This is a genomic window from Paraglaciecola aestuariivivens (assembly GCF_052983255.1).
In genome coordinates this window covers 86,264-108,891 of sequence record NZ_JBRKBA010000008.1, presented here as the reverse complement: position 1 = coordinate 108,891, position 22,628 = coordinate 86,264, and the positions used below count along the sequence as shown (strand labels likewise).

Genomic DNA, 22,628 nt, shown 5'->3' with positions numbered 1-22,628 from the left:
CTAAGGGGAAGTAACAAATGAAGAGCATAACAAGATGGCCACAAAAAACCTCGGCCATATTTCTTTTTTTATTGTGGAGCTGCATTAGTTTACCCACCGCGGGTCAGGCTTATCAGCCAAGTAAAGAGCAAGTGGTTGCCAGTTGGGATAACCAACAAGCTTTGTCTAGCAGCCGTGCAAGTTTGCAAAATATAGCCTGGCATTTAGAACAATCTCAATATCCTGGTCAATCAAACTTACACCTGCGTCAGGCCAGTCAGATGTTGCACACTTTGGCTAATAGCCATAGCCAGCAACCCGAATATTGGTACTACCAAGCCCGCGTTTTAGAGCATCAACATCAATTTCAACAGGCCTTAGCCTCCTTAGATAAAGCCTTGGATCTAGACAGGCAATATGCCTCAGCCTGGTTAATGAAATCCAATGTACAAGTGTTAATGGGGCATAAGGCTCAAGCTAAAACCAGCTGCACTGAATTAATAGGTTTGGTGAATGTGGATATCGCATTAGCTTGTAGTCTGCAAACCGCACAAGGCAAAACTCAAGTGAAACAGGCGTATCAAAAGTTGTTGCCTATAGTTAAACGTTTAGATTTTAAAGCAGCAGAACAATCAAACACTCAAGTGTGGTTAATACAATTAGCGGCAGATATGGCCTTAGCATTAAATAAACCAGAGCAGGCGGTAAAGTGGTTAAGCGTGATGCCATTAGCACAAACTTCTATTAGTTATTTAAGCCAATGGGCTGACGCACAATTCGAATTAGGGAACCACCAAGAGGTGTATCAACAATTAGCGCAAATAGTTGAGGCTGCAGGGTTTAAAGATGATGCGTTGTTAATGCGCTTAGCTATAGCTGAAAAGCATCTAGCTAAATTAGATAATCTTCCTAATGACAATCAAAAAACATGGCAACTCGCCGCCGCCGAGCGGGTTGAACTAAGAGTGTTACGCCAAGATAAATTTCATGCCGCAGACTTAGGGCGATTTTTTATCTTTATTCAACCTAATCAAACTCAAGCCTTATATTGGGCTGAGCAAAACCTTAGCCAAAGCCAAACTTTTCACGATTATCAGTTGCTTGAACTGGCAAAAACTATGGGCAAGGGGAATTAAATGCGCATTTATATGATTTTCCTAGTGCTGTTATTTAGCGCTACTTTTAAGCTACAAGCGCATCAAATGAGCACCGCATATTTGCAATTAGATATGAGTCATGCCGAGCAAAGTCAGGTTGCAGGGCAATTTCAAATGCGTTGGTTTGATCTAGACAGTGAAGTCAAGCTAGATAAAAATTTAGATGGCCAACTACAGTGGCATGAAGTACTGGCGCAACAAGCAAATATTCAAGCTTATATCAGCAATCACCTTGTTTTTTCTACTCAGCAACAGCAATGCATTGTGGCTATGCCCCAAGGCTTGCAAGCTGACCAGCATTTTGATGAAGGGTATTTGTCAGTCATGCTGGCGATACAATGTGATACACAAAATATCTCCGAATTAAGGGTGAAATATTCAGCGGTATTCGAACAAGATCCAGAACATAAATTAGTGATTAATGTATCAGGTATAGGTAGCCAACAAGCGGGTATGGCTAGTCAAGTTATGACTCACTCGCAACAACAGGTCACCCTAAATCTCGCAACCAGTGATAGTGGCTCTGTAATAAAAAGTTATATTTATCAGGGCATAGTGCATATTTTTATTGGCACAGATCATATTTTGTTTTTAGTGGTGCTAGTTCTGGCAAGTGTGCTGATATATAGGGATGGTACATGGCTCCCTAAACAACAAAGCTCACAAGTGTTTAAAGACACGGCTTGGGTTGTTACTGCCTTTACCTTGGCTCATTCTCTGACCCTAAGTGCCACGGCTTTAGGTTGGATAGCCCCTTCAAGTCGCTGGGTAGAAGTGGGCATTGCCTTATCTATAGTGTTAACCGCACTCAATAATATTTGGCCTGTGGTATCGCGATTAGGTCTTATCACCTTTGCCTTTGGTTTGTTGCATGGCATGGGCTTTGCCAGTGTTTTAGGCGAACTAGGCTTGAGTCAGGACTACACTCTGTTATCGATTCTGGCTTTTAATATAGGGGTGGAATTGGGGCAGTTGGTCATTCTTGTGGTGCTTTTACCGGTGTTATTGTGGGGCCGAAAGTATGCTTGGTATCCTAGGTTTGGCTTGCAATTGCCATCTTTTGTTATTGCGCTCATAGCCATTAATTGGACTATTCAAAGACTCTAAAAAAAGAAGCGCCCTAGGGCGCTTCTAACTTTTAAGCGAATACAGTTTTAAGCTTATTTTATTGGAAATCCTCGGTCACGCATTAGGGCTTCAACTTTTGCATCTCGACCTCTAAATAATCGATAGGCTTCGGCTGGATCCATAGCATTACGAATTGAGAACAAGTGATCCACTAATTTTTGGCTTACTTCTTTATCGTAAAACCCACCAGGTGCTTCAGCAAAGGCTTCGGCTGCATCAGAAGTTAATACTTCAGCCCACATGTAGCCATAATAGCCAGAGGCATAACCTTCGCTAGAAAACACATGACCAAAGTGTGAACTACGATGACGCATCACAACTTCTTCTGGCATACCTAAGGCACTTAATTGAGCTTTTTCAAAAGCTTGTGGCTCAATTTGCGCAGGATCAGTAGTGTGATACAACAAATCCATAATGGCTGAGGCTAAGTATTCAGTAGTTTTAAAGCCTTCATTAAAGGTGGCGGCTTTTTTGATTTTCTGCACCAGCTCTTGCGGGATAGGCTCGCCTGTTTGATAGTGCACTAAATAGTTATTGATTACTTCGTCTGTGGTTAACCAACGCTCAAGCAATTGCGACTGAAATTCAGTGTAATCTCTTACCCCAGAATGCGAGGTTGGGTAGGCAACAGTGGCTGACAAAAAGTGTAAGGCATGGCCAAATTCATGGAAATAGGTTTCTGCATCGTCCCAAGAAATTAAACTAGGCTGACCTTCTGGACCTTTAACAAAGTTAGAGTTGTTAGACGACAGCACATTTTTTTCCCCATCAAAAGTCGTGTGGCTACGATAGGTGGTTGCCCATGCGCCAGAACGTTTACCTTTGCGGGCAAAAGGATCTAAGTACCATAGACCAATTAATTTTCCAGAACTTTTATCTGTGACTTCCCAGACTTTTACATCTTCATGGAAAACCGGAACTGTGCCTTCAGGAACTGGGCTGAAGTCAAAGTTAAATAAGCGACCGGCCACATAAAACATGGCTTCACGTAATTTGTCTAATTGTAGATATTGTTTCACTTCGTCAGAGTCTAAGGCATATTTTGCCTTACGCACTTTTTCAGCGTAATAGCGATAATCCCAAGGCGCAATATCAATATTCGCCCCTTCGGCGTCGGCAATGGCTTGCATATCAGCCACTTCTTCTTCTACTCGAGCAATGGCAGCTGGCCAGACTTTTTGCATTAAGGCCATGGCATTTTCTGGTGTTTTGGCCATTCTGTCTTCTAATCGCCATTGGGCATAATTGTCGTATCCCAGTAGCGCTACGCGTTCATCGCGTAAGGTCAGAATTTGTTTGATCAGCTGGTTGTTATCAAACTCATCGCCATTATTGCCGCGGTTGTAGTAGGTCTTCCAAACTTTTTCACGTAATGCTCGCTCGTCTGAATAAGTTAAAAACGGATCCATAGAAGAGCGCGAGTTAGTAATGGCATATTGCCCAGCTTTGCCAGCACTGGTAGCGGCATTGGCTGCGGCTTTAACAAAAGATTCAGGTAAACCAGACAATTGTTGTTCGGTAATAAACAGCACGTAGTTTTCTTCGTCTGCCAAAACGTTGTTGGCAAACTGAGTTTGCAATGCTGCTAATTCTTGATTGATTTGCGCATAACGCGCTTTGGCTTCGCCCGTTAGCGTGGCGCCATTGCGAGCAAAACTATTGTAAGTTAACCAAGTAACCCTTTGTTCTTCTGGGGTTAACTGGTCCATTTCCTCGCTTTCGTATACAGCTTTTACTCGCGCAAAAAGTTTTTCGTTACCAGTAATGCTCGAATTAAAAGCCGAAATTTTAGGCACCATGTCTTTTTGAATGGCTCTAAATTCTGGGCTACTTATATTAGAACTCCAAATTCCCCAGTAACGAAATACCCGGCTTAAGTCACTGCCAGACTTTTCTAATGCTGCAATGGTATTTTCAAAGGTAGCAGCCTGAGGATTATTGGCGATGGTTTCAATTTCAGCTAGGTTTAACGCCATGCCTTGTTCTAAAGCGGGCTTTAAATCACCTAATTGCATTTTGTCAAAGGCCGGCACCCCGCCATAAGGGCCTGTATATTCTGCCAATAGAGGATTAGTTGTTTGAGTCTTTACCTCAGTGGTTTGAACTTGTGGGTTTTCACTGCAAGCAGTTAGTGCAACAAGCAAGGCACTGCTTAGCAGTCTAGTTAAATTAGTTTTCATAAGGACCTGTTTGAATTGTTATGATTCAGCACACTTGCGTTTTTCTTATTATTTGAAGAACCATCTATGCTGTTGAGTTGCTTAGTTTAAATATTTGTTAATAAAGTACAAGTGGGCTGAGAGTTGTGGTGTTTTAGGGCTTAATGGGTATGTATTTTCATACACTACTGTTGTTCTTCATACGGTAAAACTTACTCAATTGGTTAAAGTATAACCATGTTGATACCCATGTTGAGCCGCGCAAATGAAATACTTTATTTGTTTAATTTTTTTAACCCTGTCCCAATTTAGCTGGGCTAGCCAAGATGTTATTGAAAACACTTTGGGCTGGTTCCAATCTTTGGCTCCGCAAAATATTGAATTTAAAGTAGAAAAATCAGCAATTAAATTTAGTGGTTGCAAGCAAAAAGAATATTTTGCTTTGTTTAACCAACCCATAAGCAACAAAATGGTGTTAGAAATGGGCCTAGGTTATGCCAAAGGTAAACACACTTTTGGTGCCTATAATCAAAAAGTATCGGTTAAACAGCTTTCTTTTATTCCTCGTTATCAAGTTAGTCATGCGATTAGTTTTGGCATAGGTTTAATTGCCCAGTCAAAAACAGAATTCAAAAATACTCAAGGTGTAGAGTTTGATTTACCTGAAAATACGCAGTGGGTGATGAATACCCGTATTCAAGGCTTTGCTAAAACTCATTATTGGGAGTGGACTGCTTCAAGTCAAAAATGGCGTGCGTCGCGAGATCTGTCTGGCACTTTTGCCAGAAGTGCAACCGACAATAAAATTGGCTTTAGTTATAACGGTTATTTTTAATATCAAACACCTAGCTAGTTTATGGCTAGCTTAATTCAAATGCTGGCAATCCCCACAACTTACTAGCATCTTAGCGTCTACACTGTCTACCTGAGTTATGCTGCAATTGGCTAGGTCAGTTATTTTAGGCATTGTTGTGGCGATTAAGTGTTGGCTGATTAACTCTCTAAGTACTAACCCATGGGTCACTATGACAATATTAGTATGTGGCTCGGCATAATCTTTAATAAGAGATTGCCAAACCTTAGCGACTCGTTTAGCAAAATCCGCATAAGATTCACCATTAGGCGGAATATAATCTGTAGCAAAAATATCTTGTGTTAGCTGCGCATAGGCTGTGCCGCGCAAAGCTCCAAAATTTCTTTCCCGTAACCTAGGTTCACGCACTACTGAGATGTTTTTCATTTGAGCTAAAGGGGCAGCGGTTTGCTCAGCCCTAACATGATCACTAGATAAAATATGGGTTAGCTTTATATGCTGAAACGCCTTGGCTAATAGCTGGGCTTGTTGCTGGCCTTTTGCAGATAATGGCGTATGAGGAAACTGTAAAACTTTATCTTTGTTGCCTTGGGTTTCACCGTGGCGAACTAAGTAGATGGCCACTAGGCAAAGACCACGGTTTTATTTTTATGAATGATCACTCGCCCTTCTAAGTGGTAACGTACCCCATTAGCTAAGGCGGTTTTTTCACAGTTTTTACCTTTGCGTACCATGTCATTAGCGGTATCACTGTGGCTAATTCGCATCACTTCTTGTTCAATAATGGGGCCTTCATCTAAGTCACTGGTCACATAATGACAAGTGGCACCTATAAGTTTTACCCCTCTATTGTAGGCTTGTTGATAAGGCTTAGCGCCTGCAAAAGACGGCAAAAAGCTATGGTGAATGTTAATGGCTTTGCCGGCTAACCTTTGGCACAGGTGATCGGGTAAAATTTGCATGAATCTAGCCAATACAGTGAGATCAACTTGGTACGCATGTAAAAGTTTTTCAATTTCAGCAAAGGCTTGTTCTTTACTTTGGTGTTTAAAGTCTACCCAATGAAAAGGAATGTTATGCCAATCGGCAAATTGTTTCATTTGTGGATGGTTGGCTATGATGCAAGGAATATCACAATATAACTCGCCACTGTGCCAGCGGTGCAAAATGTCCATTAAACAATGAGATTCATGACTAGCGAGTAGCGCTACTTTTTGTTTGGCTTTTGAGTCGGTCAAACGCCAGTTCATATCAAATTTTTCAGCTATAGGGGTAAAAGCCTGCTGCATATTTTCAAGACTCATATTCACTGAGTCAGCATTGAGTTCGTGGCGCATGAAAAAGCGACCGGTTTGTTGGTCGGTATGGTGACTGGCTTCTACTATAGTGGCATTTTCTTGCGCCAAAAATTGACTCACTGCGGCGACCAGCCCAACTTGATCAGGACAATCTATCACTAACCTAAAAGTTTGTTGCATAGGCTTAACTATCTATTTTGATAACGAAAAGTTTATTGTGACCTGTGCATGAGCTAAGGGTAAAGAATAAATTCTGCTATTTCAGAACCTTTACTGTTGCTGGGTTTGTTACGATTTTTTACAAAATCTTTAAGTTAAGGTAAATACTGGCCAAATAACGCCGTTTTTCTGTTAATTCACCGCATTTTGATTCTTATCAATTGATAAAGTGTTAGATAGCGAGCTACTATCGTGGGGTCTAAGTGTTTTGGTTGTACAGAAGGATTTAACAGCCCATTATACTTTTCAATAAGACTTGCCTATAGGCAGCATTAACCTTTCTATATGGGACACACATATGAACAACACATTGATTCAATCACTCAAAAAGCGGCCATTAGCGCATGCTGTTGGATTTGTCTTAGCGGCAAATACCGCAACAGTGTTTGCACAAGAGGCTGAGCCTACTGAAGAGCAAGCCGTTGAAGAAGAAAAAATTGTCATTACAGGGTCAAGAATTCGCAGTGGCGGATTTGATGAAGCGCGACCTGTTGACATTATTTTAGCCGATACGGCTATAGATCAAGGTATCACAGATTTAGGGGCATTATTACGTAGCTCTACAGTGGCATCTGGCTCACAACAAGTTACAGCTGCTTCTTCTACTGCTTTTGTACAAAATGGTGGTGAAGGTGCACAAACTCTTTCTTTACGTGGTTTAGGTGCTAACCGTACCTTAGTTCTGTTAAATGGTCGTCGTGCAGGACCTGCTGGAACACGTGGTGGGGTATCTTCATTCGACTTTAACGTTTTACCTATTTCTTTGGTAGAGCGTGTTGAAATTCTAAAAGATGGCGCATCTTCAGTTTATGGTTCTGATGCTGTTGCTGGTGTAGTTAACATTATTACCAAAAAAGGTGACGGTGGTAACGTAGACGTGTCTTACTCACAACCTACTGAAAGTGGTGGTGAGCAATTTAGAATTAACGGTACTTACGGTAAAAGCTTCGATAAAGGCTCATTCCGCGTAACTGCCGATTACCAAAAGCAATCTGAACTAGCTAAAGGTGATCGTGATTTCTTTAACTGTGGTGAGCAATTTATCTTTGATCCAAACACAGGTGAAAGAGCTGACACCCTAGATCCAAGAACAGGTAAAGCTTGGTGTAATGACTTATTGTGGGGCCATGTATGGCTTTATGATTATCAAGGTGAAGGCGGTAACGTACCTGGCGGCGCTAAAGCCCAGTACGATTACGATGGTGACCTAGCTAACTATATTCCTAGCATTGCCAGTGATCCTTCAAACCCTAGCTACCTAAGTGCTCCAGAAGGCTGGTTTTTAGTGAACTACGACAAGCGCTCAGATGGTGTGGCCAATGCTGACCATCCTTTCCAAGATGCCTCGTCATTGATCCCAGAAATCGAAATTGCTTCTGTTTACGCACAAGCCGATTATGAGCTAACCGACAGTATGATGGCTTACAGTGAGTTATTGGTCAGTCGTCGTCAGTCTGAAGCCAATGGTTATCGTCAATACTGGAGCTACATTTACAATGAAAATTTCTTTGCTGGTAACCCACTAAGCGAAGGATGGACAGGTGCTCAGTGGTTAAGCCCAACCGCTATTACCGATCACTCTGACTCTGGCCAAACTGTTGATTACAAACGTTTTGTTGTTGGACTTACGGGTGATGTAGGTGATTGGTATTATGATGTTTCATATCAAACCAGTCATTCAGACGGCGAATACCGCAATGACATTATTTATGATGATTCTATTACCGATCAAAACTGGTTAAGCGGCTCATGTGTGGGCAGCACTACTTCGGTACGTGGTGTACCATGTATCGATATTCCTTGGTTAGATCCACAATTGTTGGCGGGTAATGTTTCAAACGAAATCCGTAACTTTATGTTTGGTCAAGACGTAGGTCGTACTATCTACAAGCAAAGCACCTTAGAAGGCTTTGTTTCTGGTGATTTATTCGAATTACCAGCTGGACCTGTTGGTGCGGTATTTGGTGCAAGTTACCAAAAAGACGAAATTGAAGACACACCTGGCGAAAACGTATTAGCTCGTAACGTTTGGGGTTCTTCTGCTGCGGGTATCACTAAAGGTACAGATAAAACTACTGCATTGTTTACCGAACTTAAGATCCCATTATTGCAAGATGTATTCTTAGCGCAAAATGTAGAAATGGAATTATCTGGTCGTTACACAGACGTAGACTCTTTTGGTGACGACACAACTTATAAAGTTGGACTTAACTGGGCCCTAACCGAAGCATGGCGTGTTCGTGCATCTAAAGGCACCTCGTTCCGTTCTCCTGCATTGTTTGAGTTGTTCTTGGCCGATCAAACTAGCTTCCGTGGTCAACGTTCAATTGATCCTTGTATCAATTGGGGTGACAACTTAGCTAGTGGTTCTATTAGCCAAAACACTGCCGACAACTGTGCGGCCGATGGTATTGCATCAGACTTTACTGGTGGTGCAATCTCAGCCACAGTAGTAACAGGTGGTGGTGCAGGTGTACTTAAAGCTGAAACTTCAACCTCTAAAACTATTGGTTTGATCTGGACGCCAGACTTTGCTGATTTGGCTGTGTCTATTGATCACTTTGATTTTGAAATCTTAGGTGAAGTAACACAGTTAGGTGCGGCGAACATCTTAGGTCGTTGTTATTCTTCTGAATTCTTCGGCAATGATCCACTTTGTGATCAGTTCGACCGTGATCCTAATGACCAACGTATTGTTGAAGTACGAGACAGCTTTATTAATATCGCGTCTCAAACCAACAAAGGTTTTGACGTTGCTTTAAACTACACAGTTGAAGTAGACGGCGGTGACCTTCGCTTTGATACTCAACACACTTTCCAAGAAGAAGCTAAACAAGCCTTATTTGAAGATACTGTGATTGATACCAATGGCGAATTTGGAGATCCCAAACACGTTGCTACCTATAACTTAAGCTACTCGAAAAATGACTGGCGCATTAACTGGAATGTTAACTACGTTGGTGCAGTTTCTAACGAGCAAAGTTACTTCGACAGACGTGGTGTAGACACTGCAACTTATCGTGGCAACACTGTTGACGTGGTATTGCGTAGTGATAGCGTTATGTATCATTCATTCTCATTTACTTACGACTGGGCTGACGAAGGTCTAAATGCAGTGGTAGGTGTAGCGAATGCCTTTGATGAAGCGCCACCTCGCGTAACAACCTTGAACTTGGGTGAATTAAGCACTGAGGGTAACTCTGCTTTCTACAGCCAATATGACTGGTTAGGACGTCGCTTATTCGTTAACTTAAGCTATAACTTCTAAGTTAAACGCAAGCTAATAAAAGCCGACTTAGGTCGGCTTTTTTTATGTTATTTTAATTAAGTGAATATTTTTAAAACCATCAAAAGAGTGCGTTATGCCTAGAGTTGTGATTAAGCCCGATAACCTGAATAAATTAAATCAAGAGTTTGCTCAAACCCCGCTTACTCAACCGGTTTTTCTTAATTCTGTGCCAAAGTGTGGCACCCATTTAGTGCGCAATATATTTCGCATGTTTGTACCTGTTGAACAACAATATCACGACACTTTTGTACAAATTCCAGTGTTAAATCAACACCGTAAAGCCTTTGATCCCAGCCAACCTAAATTAAGTTGGGGGCATTTGTTGTTTTCAGATGAGTCGGCCATAGCCTTAAATGCGGCCAAACATATAGTGCTGGTACGAGACCCTTATTCTTGGGTATTAGCGCGGGCGAGGTTCTTTTTGTCAGATGCCTTCCAAGGCTCACTAGAGCATTTAAAAGGCGGCAAGGTATCCATAGAAGAAGTATTAAATATGATGATTTTTGGTATCTATCAAAAAGCTCCAACTATGAGTGAGATTTACACTCATAATTCTGTGGCTTGGTTAGGTACTGGGGTGAAGTTAATTCGATACGAAGACGTCATCAAGCATCTAAAGAATCTCGATAAACCTGAAGCGAAAGCCTATTTTACTGACTTATTGAGTGTATTAGGGCAAAGCGAATTACCTGAAGATTGGCAAGCGCGAATTAAAATTGGCTCAGATCGTGAGCAAAGTGGCACCGCTAGAGAAAACCTAAGTGGCCATATTGCCGAACTACCAGATGAGTTGCCAATGGCGCAAAAGCAGCTGGTGGAATATGCGGCTCCGGGCCTACGCAGAATCTTAGGCTATTTGTAAAGCGACAGTTTAGTGAGTAAAACATGAGTGAGAATAAACAACCCAGAAAGGTGTTGATTGTAGGTGGTGGTTCGGCAGGCTGGATGACAGCTGCTTACCTAAATGGGGCGTTAAATAAACGCGGCGAACAACAAAATGTGGATATCCATTTAGTTGAATCTCCCGACATTCCAAGGATTTCTGTGGGTGAAGCCACTATCCCTTCGATTCGACATTTGTTGTCTGTTGTTGGAGTGGACGAAATTGACTTTATGCGCGCCACAGACGCTACCTTTAAGCAATCAATCAAATACGCCAATTGGGTACACAATAACGATACCTTTTATCATCACCCATTTAGTCGCTTACAAATTCATCCTTTAGATTTTTCTGGGGAACGCTGGTTAAAAAGCGATCGTAGTATTCCCTTTATGGAAACCTGTTCAACCCAACCTATTATTTGTGAAATGGGTTTGTCGGCAAAAATGTTAGGTAAATGGGATATGGGGCAGCCGTTAAACTATGCCTATCACATGAATGCACAAAAATTTGCCGACTATTTACGGGATTTTTCGGTACCTAAAGGTGTGAAACATACTTTAGCTAATTTGGTTGATGTAGAAATGGATGAGGCTCAACACATAGCAGCCATCACTACTGATCAAGGGCAACGCATTGAAGCGGATTTATTTGTTGATTGCACCGGCTTCAAAGCCAAATTAATAGAAGAACAAATGCAAGTGGGATTTGAAGATTGCTCGCAATGGTTGTTGTGTGATCGCGCTATCACTATGCATATTCCCTACGATAAATTTTACCCGGGTATGATCCGCCCTTATACCACTGCCACAGCTTTATCTAACGGTTGGATTTGGGATATTCCAATGAAAACCCAACGTTCAGTGGGTTATGTGCATTCCAGTGCCTTTATTAGCGAAGCTGATGCAGAGCAAGAAATGCGTGCTTACCAAGGCTCAGGTTGTGAAGACTTACCCGCCCGAGTGGTGAATTTTAAAGTGGGTAGACGCGAACAAAATTGGTCAGGAAATTGTGTGGCCATTGGCTTGTCTGGCGGATTTATTGAGCCATTAGAGTCAACAGGTTTGTATTTAAGTGATTTAGGCGCTGTGATGTTAGCCGAGCATTTTCCTTATGAAGATGCACATATGCCTGTATTAGCCGAGCGTTATAATCGTATTTTATCTAATCGTTATTATGAAGTGTTAGACTTTATCAACATGCATTATTGTATGACCAAAAGAACCGATAGTGAATTTTGGCGTGAAGTACAAAAGTCTTCGCGGATCAATCCTAGATTAAAAGCCAAATTAGATTTTTGGCGAATTAAGCCCCCCAGCCCAGCTGACTTTGAAGATGCCAGCTTTAGTGGTCTTGGCGATGCGGCTAAACCGGCAACAGATACCGCAGCTTTATGGAACCACCAAAGTTATGAGTGCATTTTATATGGTATGGAATTCTTAGCTGAGGAATGTGACAAATGGTATGGCAAACAACGTCCACCCATGCAATTGCATCCGGCTATATTTCAACGATTACAAGCGGCAAAAGCTAAACTGCCTCCACACGCCTTTTGGTTAAAACAGGTAGTGGGCATGCAAGATTATCCAACCGCTGCTAAACCTGCTGGCTGGATTTAACACCGCATGCTTATTTTTACCATGCAAACTTGGGTGCAAGTGGCCAGGTTTTTCGGATCTGATAGCTTACACCTGTGGGGGTAGATACCGATTCAAATAAGTGAAAATGTGCCACTTGCCAGCTAAAATCTGGCTCAATTAATGCGGCAGGTGGGTTGCTTTGGCATTTTCGCGCTAAAGTTAAATGCGCAACATAATCTTGCTGTGGCATAACTAGCCCCGCCTTTTTACTGATAGCCTGCAGTTGCTTGGCTAATCTGCTATGCGCAGTATCAACTTGCTGACAGCCTAACCATAATGCTTTAGGTTTGGCCCAATAGCCTAAGTGAGTGAGTTGCACAGCAAAACTCTGAACCGCTGCCATGTTTTCGATACCTTGCTCTAAGCTATCTAAATGTTTATTGGTTACTTGCCCTAAAAAAGCCAAAGTAATATGAAAATTGCTGGCAGCAACTGGATGATCTAATGGAGGCAGGGCTTTGTCTCGCCAACTTTCAATGGCTAGTTTTACTTTGGGCTCGACCGATATAGCAAAAAATGCGCGCATACGGGTGTCCTGTTAATTTGTTATTATGCTTTATCTTAATGTTATTTTTCGCGCCAACCAATAGAGAAAACCTGTGTTACCCATAGAACATATTTTAGCTTCGCTAAGCCAGCAATTAAGTAGCGGCGATGCCATAGTTGTGGCGCCACCTGGCGCGGGAAAATCTACATTTTTACCTCTGCATTTACTTAAGTCGGCTGAGTTTGCCCACAAAAAAATCTTGATGTTGCAGCCAAGGCGAATTGCAGTGAGAAATATTGCAGAGTATTTGTCGCAACAACTAAATGAGTCTGTTGGTCAAACCATAGGTTACCGAATTAAAGGTGAGGCCAAAGTTAGCCAAAACACTAGGCTAGAAATTGTTACCGAAGGAATTTTAACTCGGATCTTACAAAACCAGCCTGAGTTACCTGATGTGGGGCTAGTGATATTTGATGAATTTCATGAACGCAACCTGCATGCTGACTTTTCTTTAGCCCTGTGTTTAGAAGTACAACAGGCTTTGCGTGAAGATTTAAGGCTACTGGTGATGTCTGCTACTTTAGATACGCAGCCATTATCGAAGCTTATGCCGCAAGCAAAAATATTGCACTCAAAGGGTAAAAGTTATCCGGTGGATATTATTTATCAAGCTGACAACTCAAAGCGCCCTTTAGCTGAAAAAGTTTATCAACTCATTAATGCTGTATTTAACCAGCACAAACAAGATTGTTTGGTGTTTTTACCTGGCGCCAGTGACATTAATAAAGTGGCAGCGTTGCTGGCTCAAGAGTTTGAACCAGCCAATTCTGTAAGCATTTGCCGACTATACGGAATTTTATCTAAGTCTGAGCAGCAACTAGCGTTACAGCCTCACCCAAAAGGCAAACGTAAAATAGTGTTGGCCACCAATATTGCCGAAACCAGTTTAACCATTCATGGCATAGACTGCGTGATAGACAGCGGCATAGAAAAGCGCGCAGTATTTCAACTTGCAAGTGGCATGACTCAGTTAAGCAGCCACAGAATTTCGCAAGCCTCAGCCACGCAAAGGGCGGGGCGCGCGGGACGGTTAGGACCAGGTCGTTGTTATAGGATGTGGAGTAAAGAACAACAAGACCGATTAATGGCGCAATCACCTGCGCAAATACTGCAAACTGATATGAGTAGTTTTATATTAGAAAGTGCTATTTGGGGCAGTCATATTTGTGACTTGCCACTGATAGACCGCCCCACTGAAGCACAAGTTAATCAAGGGGTTGAGTATTTACAAAAATTAGGTTTTTTTGATCAACAGCAAAAAGTCACCCCTATAGCTAAGCAAGCTCATAGTTTAGGTGGGCATCCCAGTTTGACTAACCTATTGTTAAAAAGTGCGCATATCAGCGTCGACCATCAAAATTTAGCCTGTTTACTGGTGGCTTTATTAGAAAGTAAAGACTTACTCAAACAAGCAAATAGTGTCAGCCTAAGTGAAAGAGTGACTTATGTTTTACAACATAAATCTCATGACATTTGGCGCAATATTGCCTTTTGGCAAAAAAAATTAGGTTGCGCATCCAACTCTTGGCCAATAGAAGATATTCCAACTCTATTAGCCTTAGCTTTTCCAGATTGGGTGGCCAAGCATAGTCAAAATGGACGCTACTTATTGGCGAATGGCACTGGCGCGCAACTTCCCGCGCACGACCCTTTAATGGGGCAGCCCTATTTAGTGATTGCCAATATGTATAGCAATGATCAACCCCATGCAGATAATCGCATTGCCTTAGCAGAAGCCTTGTCCTTGGAAAAAATAGAGGCACATTTTGCAGACTCTATCCTGCTACAGCAGCAAGTAAGCTGGGATACTACTAAACAGGCCATAGTCAGCCGACAAGTTAAGGGTTTGGGGGCCTTAGTGCTTGCGACTCAGCCCTTACCTAAACCAAACCAAGCCCAAGTGTTAGAGTTATGGCGGCAAGTCATTTTAGAAAAGGGACTCATGTCTTTGCCTTTTAATGACGCGGCTAAACAACTGATTTATCGCTGCCAAATCGCTCAGCAAGTGATGCCAGAACTGCCTTGGCCAGATATGAGCGAAGCGGGGTTGCATGCCACTTTAGAGCAGTGGTTATTGCCTTATCTTGACAATGTGCTGAGCTGGCAACAATTACAAAAGCTGGATTTTTACCAAGCATTAATGACAGGGGTAGATTGGGCTATACAAGGTCAGCTTAAACAGTATTTTCCAACAAGCTATAAAGTGCCTAGTGGCAGTGAAATTAAACTTAATTATCAAGCCGATGGTAAGGTAGTTCTGGCGGTGCGTATGCAAGAAATGTATGGGTTATCAACAACCCCAAGTATTGCCAACAATAGTTTAGCCCTAGAGTTGCAGTTATTGTCTCCTGCCGGACGTATTTTGCAAACCACCCAAGATTTAGCCGGCTTTTGGCAAGGCAGTTATAAAATGGTGCAAAAAGAAATGAAAGGTCGCTATCAAAAACACTTTTGGCCTGATGATCCAGCTCATGCCCCTGCCACCAATAAAACTAAAAAGAGAATGTAGTCAGGGCTAAGTATCGGTCTGTTCTAGTAATACATTGGAAAAAGAAAAAGCAATCTAGGTAAAATTTGGATAAGCTAGAGGCTAAAATTCACTGCCAATTTAGCCTTAAAACCAAAATACATGCCAAAAAAATCTGCCTCATCTTCCAAAGCTAAAAAAGCCCAACCCTCTTTGACCCTGTTGCAACGCCTTAATCCCTTTTTATGGTTTTTTAGGCATTGGGGTAAGTTGTTGGTGGTATTGAGTATGCTTGGTGCGGCTTATGCGTTTTATTTAGATACTCAAATAAGGCATAAGTTTGCAGGCAATAAATGGCAGGTTCCAGCTCAAATCTATGCACGGCCATTGTTTTTGCAGGTTAAACAGGAAATTAGCTTAAAGGAAATTGAAGAAGAATTGCAATTGCTCGGGTATCGCAGAGTGTCGCGAGCCGATAGTTCAGGTGAATACCAATTATTAAAAAATACCATTCGCATTCAAAGGCGTAAGTTTGATTTTCCGCATGGCACTGAAGAGCAAAGATATATCCAAATTACCTTAGCCAATCAACGAGTAAGCCAGATTACGGAGCTTAACACAGGTGAGTCGCTAAATAGTGTGCATCTTGAGCCTTGGTTAGTAACGCGTTTGGTTAGCAGTGGTCGAGAAGATCGTATGTTAGTGCAAATGCAAGATGTTCCGCCTATTCTGACTCAGGCCTTAGTTTCAGTTGAAGATAAAGACTTTTATCAGCACTTTGGTGTTGCCCCTTTGGCTATTGCACGAGCCTTAATGGCCAATATTGCAGCAGGGCGCACAGTTCAAGGAGGCAGCACCTTAACTCAGCAGTTAGTTAAAAACCTATTTTTAACTCGTGAAAAGTCTTTAGTGCGAAAAATTAATGAAGCGCTAATGGCGTTAATTATCGAATTGAGATATGACAAAGACACTATATTGGAAGCCTATCTAAACGAAGTGTTTTTAGGACAAAATGGCGATACTGGGGTATACGGTTTTGGCTTGGCCAGTTATTTTTATTTTGAGCGACCCCTTAACGAAATCAGCATAGATGAGTTAGCCACTTTAGTGGGCATGATTAAAGGCCCGTCTTATTATAATCCGCGTAAATACCCAGAACGCGTGAAAACTCGACGCAACTTAGTTTTACGCATGATGTTAGAAGATAACTTACTATCCCCAAACCAATATCAACTATTAGTTGAGCGTCCTATAGTAGTCGCTTCAAAAGGCAGCTTTCAAAAAGATAAACATCCGGCTTTTATGGATAAAGTGCGACGCGAATTACGCCAAGTATTAGACAACCCAAATATTCGCCAGTCTGGATTAAAAGTATTCACTACTCTAGATTCTAACGCGCAAATTAAAGCAGAACATGCGGTAGCTAATGGAGTGGCGGCGCAAGAGTCGCGTTTGAATAAACAAGACTTTCAGGCCGCTATGGTCGTCACAGATATAGCCACAGGGGAAATTCGCGCTATTGTTGGCGATAAAAATCAAGACTATGCAGGCTTTAACCGAGCATTAGACGCCAAACGTGCGATTGGCTCATTGATAAAACCGGCTATCTATTTAACCGCATTAGAACAATCAGCTGAATATAACCTAGCGACCCATTTGGTAGATGAGCCAATTAAGTTAAAAAGCACTTATGGCAAAATGTGGGAGCCACAAAACTCTGATAAAACCTTTAGGGGCAGCGTGCCTTTAATCACAGCTTTGAGCCGCTCGTTAAATGTGCCCACTGTTACTTTAGGTATGCAGTTAGGCTTAGCCAATATTGCCGATACAATATGGCGCTTAGGGGTGCAAGAAGAGGTCCATCTTTATCCAGCTTTAACCTTAGGTGCAGTGAACTTTTCACCTTTGCAAGTGAATCAAATGTACCAAACTATTGCCAACAACGGTCGTTATATTCCCTTACATAGTATTACTGCCATTATGTCAGCAGATAACAATTTATTGTGGCACTTCGATCAAAGGGCTGAGCAAAGAGTTGATGAACAAGCCACTTACCTGCTTAATTATGCGTTGCACAAAGTGACCCTTGAAGGCACGGCAAAAAGCGTAAAAGCGACTTTTCCTGAGATTAATATGGCGGGTAAAACCGGAACCACAGACGATTACCGCGACAGCTGGTTTAGTGGTTTTGACAAATACACTTTAGTGACAAGTTGGATAGGCAAAGACAACAACCAACCCGTAAACTTAAGTGGTGCCAGTGGTGCCATGCAATTGTTTATTCGCTATCAGCAAAAGCAAGAGCCTAAATCTTTAGTTAGACCTTTCCCTGAAGGCTTAGGTATTGCCCATTTTGATCTAGCTACGGGTAAGTTAAGTCGGGCAGGGTGCAAAGGTACTTATAGCCTACCAGTTATAACCGCAGCTTTACCTCAGCCACCTCGCAGTTGTTTTGGTGAGGCGATAGTGCCAGATAAACCAAAATCATTGTGGGAAAGAATTTTTGGGGACTAGCTAAAGCATTAAACCAATTGGGTAAGTTAATTGCTCTGAACTTTTGTTTACAATTTGTCCAAAAATTTATATTCCACCTCAAGTGCTATTGTTTTAAGATGCTATGCTTAACCTAACTTTGTAATACTTTTGCATTTTGGTGGTAGACAGCATGTCAAAACGATTAGCCTTATGCAGTATTTCTTTGACTTGCTTGTTTCATGCTTCGGTGCAATCAAAAGAATCCACTGATATCTATAGTTTTTCACTAGAAGAGCTGCTTAATGTGCCGGTTGCTATTGCATCGCGTAACGATAAATCCTTAACTCAAGCTCCATCCTCTGTTTCATTATTTACCCGCGAAGACATACAACGCTTAGGCCTTAGAACTTTGGGCGACTTGCTTACCAGAGTACCGGGCTTTTATAGCATGATGGACAGTGTTGAAGGTAATTTGTCACATATGGTGATGCGCGGGCACAGCCAAAACTATGCTAATACCTTGTTGGTTTTACTTAATGGCCAGCGAATTAATGACGATTATACCGGTGGGATAAATTATTTAATTCGTTATTTTAGTATTCAAAATGCCAGCAAAGTAGAAGTGATCCGTGGCCCAGGCTCAGCCTTGTATGGCTCAAATGCTTATTCTGGTGTGGTTAATATTATTACCGACTCGCTGCCGGAGTGGAAAGCAACAGTGGGTAATTTAAGTACCGCAGCTGTGTATTGGAGTCAACAACTGGCGACAGACGATTGGCTATTTGGCGCATCTATGAATCTTTATCGTGATGCTGGCGATACCTTCAATGATGTGTTTGATGCGAGCGGATTACAAACAACCACTAGTGATCCCAAACAAGTTCAACAAATTAATCTTAGTGCTAAAAGTGAGCGCAGTCGATTGGACTTTCAGTATTTGCATTCTAAGCGCGAAAATTATTACTTATTTAGACGACTTAGAGATGATGTTGCCGAGCTGGACTTAACCCATTTAAGCATTAATGGTAGTTATCAGTTGTTAGAGGGTGAACAATGGTCGGTTGAGGCATCAGCCGGATTTCAACATGCTAAACGAGAATCCCTATCGGCCTTAGTGGCAAAAGGTGCCGCCCCCTTTGATGCTGCCGATCTGTTGTTTGGTGTCGATTTTGAATACCAAAGTGCCAATATTGCTGTGGATGGAATTTATCACTATTCCGATAATTTATCCTTTAATTTAGGCGCTTTTATTTCTGATAGCCAAATTCCAAGAGCTTACTTAAAAAGTAATTATGCCATCCTTACCGATGAGCGTTACTTAGGCCAAGTACAAACTTTTGATCAATCTGAAGCAGATCGCACTGTACTAGATAATAACCGACATATTCATAGCGTATATGCACAATCTGAATGGCAAGTACAAGACAACATTTCCCTAACCGCAGGGCTAAGATACGATAGCTATAACGATATAGATAGTGCCACAACCCCGCGTTTATCTTGGGTTCACGCGCTCAATGAGCAGCAAGGCTATAAAGTGATTTATGCTGAAGCTTATCGCGCTCCATCATTGGGTGACTTATACGATGAAGAAAGTGGCTTAACCGTTGGCAATATGTCGTTAAAAGCCAATGAACTTAGCAGTATAGAGCTAGTGTATTATTGGAATACGGATAATACTGCAATGACTGCCACTTTATTTGAAAACAAACATGAAAATATAGTGGGGCGGTTTAACACCATTGAATTATCGTTTTTGGCTAATATAGGCAATAACCGTGCACGAGGCCTAGAGTGGCAATGGCAATGGCAACCTACTGAGCAATGGTTATTGCAAACCGATATTACCCACTTATTTAAAAATAGGACTGACTTTATTGAAGGTGCTGGGTTGTCGCCATCTGAGTTTATTAGTCCTAAAACCTATTTAAATTATGAAGTGCATTATGCCGCATCTAACTGGTCCCTTGGCTTTTCTGGCAACTGGCGAGCAAAAGTGCCCTCTCTGAGTTCACCGGCCTCTTTGTTATTAGTGAATGCCCAATATAGATACAGTATTAGCCCAGAGATGAGCTGGGAGCTGAATGTAAAAAATCTTAGTGATAAACAATATGCTACCTCTAGCTACTCCTTGTTGGGTATTACTGCCACAGGTCAAAATGTGCAAGAACTGCCAGCCAGAGGGCGGCAGCTTAGCCTGAGTTTTCATTATCAATTTTAAGTCAAAGACAGAATTAGGAATAAGTTCGGCTTTAGCCATAAGAGGAGCAAATGCAAAAATTAGCCAGTTCAAACTCCAATACTCATTTCAAGCTGTGTAAGCCTGGGCTGAGGCTATGGGATTTTGATACATCTATGGCAAAATTACTGTGACTATTAAGTTAGGGCTTCTATCTCGCGGCTTAATTTGGCTGTTTGGTTTTTGTTTGCTTAGTTTTCAAGTAGGCGCACAAAACATGTCAGATCAAAAGGCTCAGCTTACCGCTGCTTTTATCTATAGAATTACCAAATTTACCACTTGGCCAACTAGTGTTTTTTCAGCTGAGATGCCTAGTTTTAACATTTGTGTGATTGCTTCGCCCGAAGACAGTGTTACGCGATTTATTGCCGATTTAGATAATAAAACCACTCAGGGTTACCAGATTAATGTGGTGCAACTGCTTAATAAACAACAATTATTTGCTCAATATCCAGAACGTTGCCAAGTGATATACGCCTTAGAGGCGAATTGGTTAACTTTTACTCAGCAAGAAATGTCTGAATTGGCTAAAACCGCTTTAATGATAGGAACCAGTAAAAGATTTTTAAGAGAAGGTGGCATGTTAGCTTTGATCGTGGTGAGCAATAAAATGAAGATATATATAAATTTAGAAAACTTTGAAGACACCTCCATAAAACTAGAAACTCGGCTTAAAGCGCTCGCAAAAACCTTATAAGGACCTAGCATTGAATTTTTTGGATGGTGTTAAATCTTTTAAGTCAAAATTGATGGTAGTCATAGTTGGCATCACCTTTATCGTGCTGTTGTTGTCGAGCTTAGTCTTATCTTTTATTTTCAACAACAATGTAAAAAAGAACCTAGAAATAAGTAATCGCTCTAATTTAGCTATCTTAGCCTACAATTTGGCCCCTGCCATTGCCTTTGCAGATATTGATGAAGCGAACAAGCTTCTAGCATCATTTAAAACCTCGCCTGATGTGGTGTTAGCTAGTGTGCATTTGCTAGAGCCAGACGGCCAGCTTAGTACTCTAGTACATTATGCAACTGCGGTGAATATGGCCTTACCTCAAGACGTAAGAGAGTTTGAATCGGGGGAATTTAACGCAGAGCATTTTCAGCTGACGGTACCAATCACGGCCGACAATGAAGTAATAGGTTATTTGTATAGCTACTCTATCTTTTCGCAGTTAGTTGAATTTGAACGGCAAATGTTAGCCATTTTTACCGCCACATTATTAATTTGTTTATTATTTGGTACTTTAATCTCTTTGCGTTTTCAGCGCATCTTATTGGCGCCTTTATCAAATTTGGTGAATGCCACTAAAGTTATTAGCCAGCAAAAAGACTTTTCGGTTAGGGTTAAACAAGAAGGTGAAGACGAGTTTTCGGTGTTGTCACAAAGTTTTAATATTATGTTGGATGAAATAGAACAACATCACCGCAAACAATTAGAAGTAGAAGAACAAATTCGGCAATTAAATCTGAATTTAGAACACAAGGTAGTAGAACGTACTTCGCAATTAGAAGGAGCCAACCAATATCTTAAAAATGCGATGGCAGAGCTTGAACGTTCAAATATTCAATTAATAGAGCAAGAAAAAATGGCCTCTTTAGGCGGGTTGGTTGCGGGTATTGCCCACGAAATCAATACCCCAGTTGGCATAGGGGTAACGGCCATTAGCCATCTTAATCATCTACTTAAACAGCTTGATGAAAAATTCCAGCAAAATGCCATTACCAAAAGTTTCTTGCGTGATTTTATTGAAGATGCCACTAAAGGTACCGACATTAGTATGTTTAACCTAAACCGAGCGGCAGATATTATCAGTAGTTTTAAATTGATTGCTGTAGATCAATCTAGCGACCATCATAGAACAGTGTATTTGCATGCCTATTTAAACGAAATCATGGTGTCTTTGCAGCCTAAAATAAAAAAATATAAACACAGTATTGATATTCAATGTGATGAAAAACTACAGGTGCATTGTCGTACCGGCGCCTTGGTGCAAATCATCACAAACCTAGTGATGAACTCTATTATTCATGGGTTTGCCGACAAAGAAGCTGGGCAAATCAGCATTAAAGTTGAAGCTAAGAATAACAATGTTCAATTGTTTTACAAAGATGATGGCTGTGGGCTTAGCAAGCAAGCAATGAGTAAGCTATTTGATCCCTTTTATACCACTAAGCGAGGAGAGGGCGGCAGTGGATTAGGTACGCATCTAGTGTATAACTTAGTAGTAAAGGGGTTAGGTGGAAAAATCACCCCAAGCAGTGAGTTGGGCAAAGGTTTGGCGTACCATATTGAATTCCCCATTTATAGTAAAGCCTAGCCGAGTGAGGGTAGAGATTTAG

General features: G+C 41.5%; 15 protein-coding genes. 11 read left to right on the top strand and 4 right to left on the bottom strand.

The window, feature by feature from the left end; translation table 11 throughout:
• Positions 1-17 precede the first annotated feature (17 nt).
• Both ACVCDT_RS12825 and ACVCDT_RS12820 read left to right on the top strand, forming a co-directional pair.
• The gene (locus ACVCDT_RS12825; protein WP_447133183.1) at positions 18-1,115 is read left to right on the top strand and encodes a tetratricopeptide repeat protein; all 1,098 of its coding nucleotides are present in this window, start codon (positions 18-20) and stop codon (positions 1,113-1,115) included.
• Positions 1,116-2,243 (top strand): HupE/UreJ family protein, encoded by a 1,128-nt coding sequence (locus tag ACVCDT_RS12820; protein ID WP_447133182.1) that lies wholly within the window; start codon positions 1,116-1,118, stop codon positions 2,241-2,243.
• Positions 2,244-2,296: 53 nt separating this feature from the next.
• Here the strand turns inward: ACVCDT_RS12820 and ACVCDT_RS12815 are convergent, their stop codons facing one another.
• Positions 2,297-4,444: a M3 family metallopeptidase gene (locus ACVCDT_RS12815; RefSeq protein ID WP_447133181.1), complete on the bottom strand. Its 2,148-nt coding sequence runs from the start codon at positions 4,442-4,444 to the stop codon at positions 2,297-2,299.
• Positions 4,445-4,688: 244 nt separating this feature from the next.
• Between ACVCDT_RS12815 and ACVCDT_RS12810 the strand changes: the two genes are divergently transcribed.
• Complete coding sequence (locus tag ACVCDT_RS12810; protein WP_447133180.1) at positions 4,689-5,258, top strand: hypothetical protein; 570 nt, start codon at positions 4,689-4,691, stop codon at positions 5,256-5,258.
• Between the two features lie 30 nt (positions 5,259-5,288).
• Here the strand turns inward: ACVCDT_RS12810 and ACVCDT_RS12805 are convergent, their stop codons facing one another.
• Together ACVCDT_RS12805 and purU are read right to left on the bottom strand one after the other, a co-directional pair.
• The gene (locus ACVCDT_RS12805; protein WP_447133179.1) at positions 5,289-5,861 is read right to left on the bottom strand and encodes a histidine phosphatase family protein; all 573 of its coding nucleotides are present in this window, start codon (positions 5,859-5,861) and stop codon (positions 5,289-5,291) included.
• Positions 5,861-6,715, bottom strand: a complete 855-nt coding sequence (gene purU / locus ACVCDT_RS12800) for a formyltetrahydrofolate deformylase (RefSeq protein WP_447133178.1) — start codon at positions 6,713-6,715, stop codon at positions 5,861-5,863. The genes ACVCDT_RS12805 and purU overlap by 1 nt, the downstream gene beginning before the upstream one ends.
• 337 nt (positions 6,716-7,052) lie before the next feature.
• Here purU and ACVCDT_RS12795 point away from each other — a divergent pair, with 337 nt between their 5' ends.
• From ACVCDT_RS12795 to ACVCDT_RS12785, 3 genes are all read left to right on the top strand, one after another.
• Complete coding sequence (locus ACVCDT_RS12795) at positions 7,053-10,022, top strand: TonB-dependent receptor domain-containing protein (protein WP_447133177.1); 2,970 nt, start codon at positions 7,053-7,055, stop codon at positions 10,020-10,022.
• Between the two features lie 94 nt (positions 10,023-10,116).
• Positions 10,117-10,905 carry a hypothetical protein gene (locus tag ACVCDT_RS12790; RefSeq protein WP_447133176.1) on the top strand — a complete coding sequence of 263 codons (789 nt, stop codon included), beginning with the start codon at positions 10,117-10,119 and terminating at the stop codon, positions 10,903-10,905.
• A 23-nt stretch (positions 10,906-10,928) separates the two neighbouring features.
• A complete protein-coding gene (locus ACVCDT_RS12785; RefSeq protein ID WP_447133175.1) occupies positions 10,929-12,542 on the top strand; it encodes a tryptophan halogenase family protein in 1,614 nt (537 codons plus the stop codon).
• A gap of 16 nt (positions 12,543-12,558) precedes the next feature.
• Here ACVCDT_RS12785 and thpR read toward each other — a convergent pair whose 3' ends face one another.
• Positions 12,559-13,089, bottom strand: a complete 531-nt coding sequence (thpR, locus tag ACVCDT_RS12780; protein WP_447133174.1) for an RNA 2',3'-cyclic phosphodiesterase — start codon at positions 13,087-13,089, stop codon at positions 12,559-12,561.
• Positions 13,090-13,162: 73 nt separating this feature from the next.
• Here thpR and hrpB point away from each other — a divergent pair, with 73 nt between their 5' ends.
• The 5 genes from hrpB to ACVCDT_RS12755 all read left to right on the top strand — a co-directional run bounded on the left by hrpB (position 13,163) and on the right by ACVCDT_RS12755 (position 22,606).
• The gene (gene hrpB / locus ACVCDT_RS12775; RefSeq protein ID WP_447133173.1) at positions 13,163-15,619 is read left to right on the top strand and encodes an ATP-dependent helicase HrpB; all 2,457 of its coding nucleotides are present in this window, start codon (positions 13,163-13,165) and stop codon (positions 15,617-15,619) included.
• Between the two features lie 120 nt (positions 15,620-15,739).
• On the top strand, positions 15,740-18,091 hold the full coding sequence (mrcB, locus tag ACVCDT_RS12770) for a penicillin-binding protein 1B (protein ID WP_447133172.1): 2,352 nt from the start codon (positions 15,740-15,742) through the stop codon (positions 18,089-18,091).
• A 151-nt stretch (positions 18,092-18,242) separates the two neighbouring features.
• Entirely contained in the window at positions 18,243-20,273 is a 2,031-nt protein-coding gene (locus ACVCDT_RS12765) for a TonB-dependent receptor plug domain-containing protein (protein ID WP_447133171.1), read from the top strand.
• A gap of 235 nt (positions 20,274-20,508) precedes the next feature.
• Positions 20,509-20,988 (top strand): YfiR family protein, encoded by a 480-nt coding sequence (locus tag ACVCDT_RS12760; RefSeq protein WP_447133170.1) that lies wholly within the window; start codon positions 20,509-20,511, stop codon positions 20,986-20,988.
• 10 nt (positions 20,989-20,998) lie between these two features.
• A complete protein-coding gene (locus ACVCDT_RS12755; RefSeq protein ID WP_447133169.1) occupies positions 20,999-22,606 on the top strand; it encodes an ATP-binding protein in 1,608 nt (535 codons plus the stop codon).
• The last annotated feature ends 22 nt before the right edge of the window (positions 22,607-22,628 follow it).

What these genes read in the sequence shown, in the direction of transcription:
- ACVCDT_RS12815 (WP_447133181.1), bottom strand. Translation starts at nt 4,444, where the DNA reads ATGAAAACTAATTTAACTAGACTGCTAAGCAGTGCCTTGCTTGTTGCA.
- ACVCDT_RS12820 (WP_447133182.1), top strand. Translation starts at nt 1,116, where the DNA reads ATGCGCATTTATATGATTTTCCTAGTGCTGTTATTTAGCGCTACTTTT.
- ACVCDT_RS12825 (WP_447133183.1), top strand. Translation starts at nt 18, where the DNA reads ATGAAGAGCATAACAAGATGGCCACAAAAAACCTCGGCCATATTTCTT.
- ACVCDT_RS12765 (WP_447133171.1), top strand. Translation starts at nt 18,243, where the DNA reads ATGTCAAAACGATTAGCCTTATGCAGTATTTCTTTGACTTGCTTGTTT.
- mrcB (WP_447133172.1), top strand. Translation starts at nt 15,740, where the DNA reads ATGCCAAAAAAATCTGCCTCATCTTCCAAAGCTAAAAAAGCCCAACCC.
- ACVCDT_RS12795 (WP_447133177.1), top strand. Translation starts at nt 7,053, where the DNA reads ATGAACAACACATTGATTCAATCACTCAAAAAGCGGCCATTAGCGCAT.
- ACVCDT_RS12760 (WP_447133170.1), top strand. Translation starts at nt 20,509, where the DNA reads ATGTCAGATCAAAAGGCTCAGCTTACCGCTGCTTTTATCTATAGAATT.
- ACVCDT_RS12810 (WP_447133180.1), top strand. Translation starts at nt 4,689, where the DNA reads ATGAAATACTTTATTTGTTTAATTTTTTTAACCCTGTCCCAATTTAGC.
- purU (WP_447133178.1), bottom strand. Translation starts at nt 6,715, where the DNA reads ATGCAACAAACTTTTAGGTTAGTGATAGATTGTCCTGATCAAGTTGGG.
- ACVCDT_RS12790 (WP_447133176.1), top strand. Translation starts at nt 10,117, where the DNA reads ATGCCTAGAGTTGTGATTAAGCCCGATAACCTGAATAAATTAAATCAA.
- ACVCDT_RS12785 (WP_447133175.1), top strand. Translation starts at nt 10,929, where the DNA reads ATGAGTGAGAATAAACAACCCAGAAAGGTGTTGATTGTAGGTGGTGGT.
- thpR (WP_447133174.1), bottom strand. Translation starts at nt 13,089, where the DNA reads ATGCGCGCATTTTTTGCTATATCGGTCGAGCCCAAAGTAAAACTAGCC.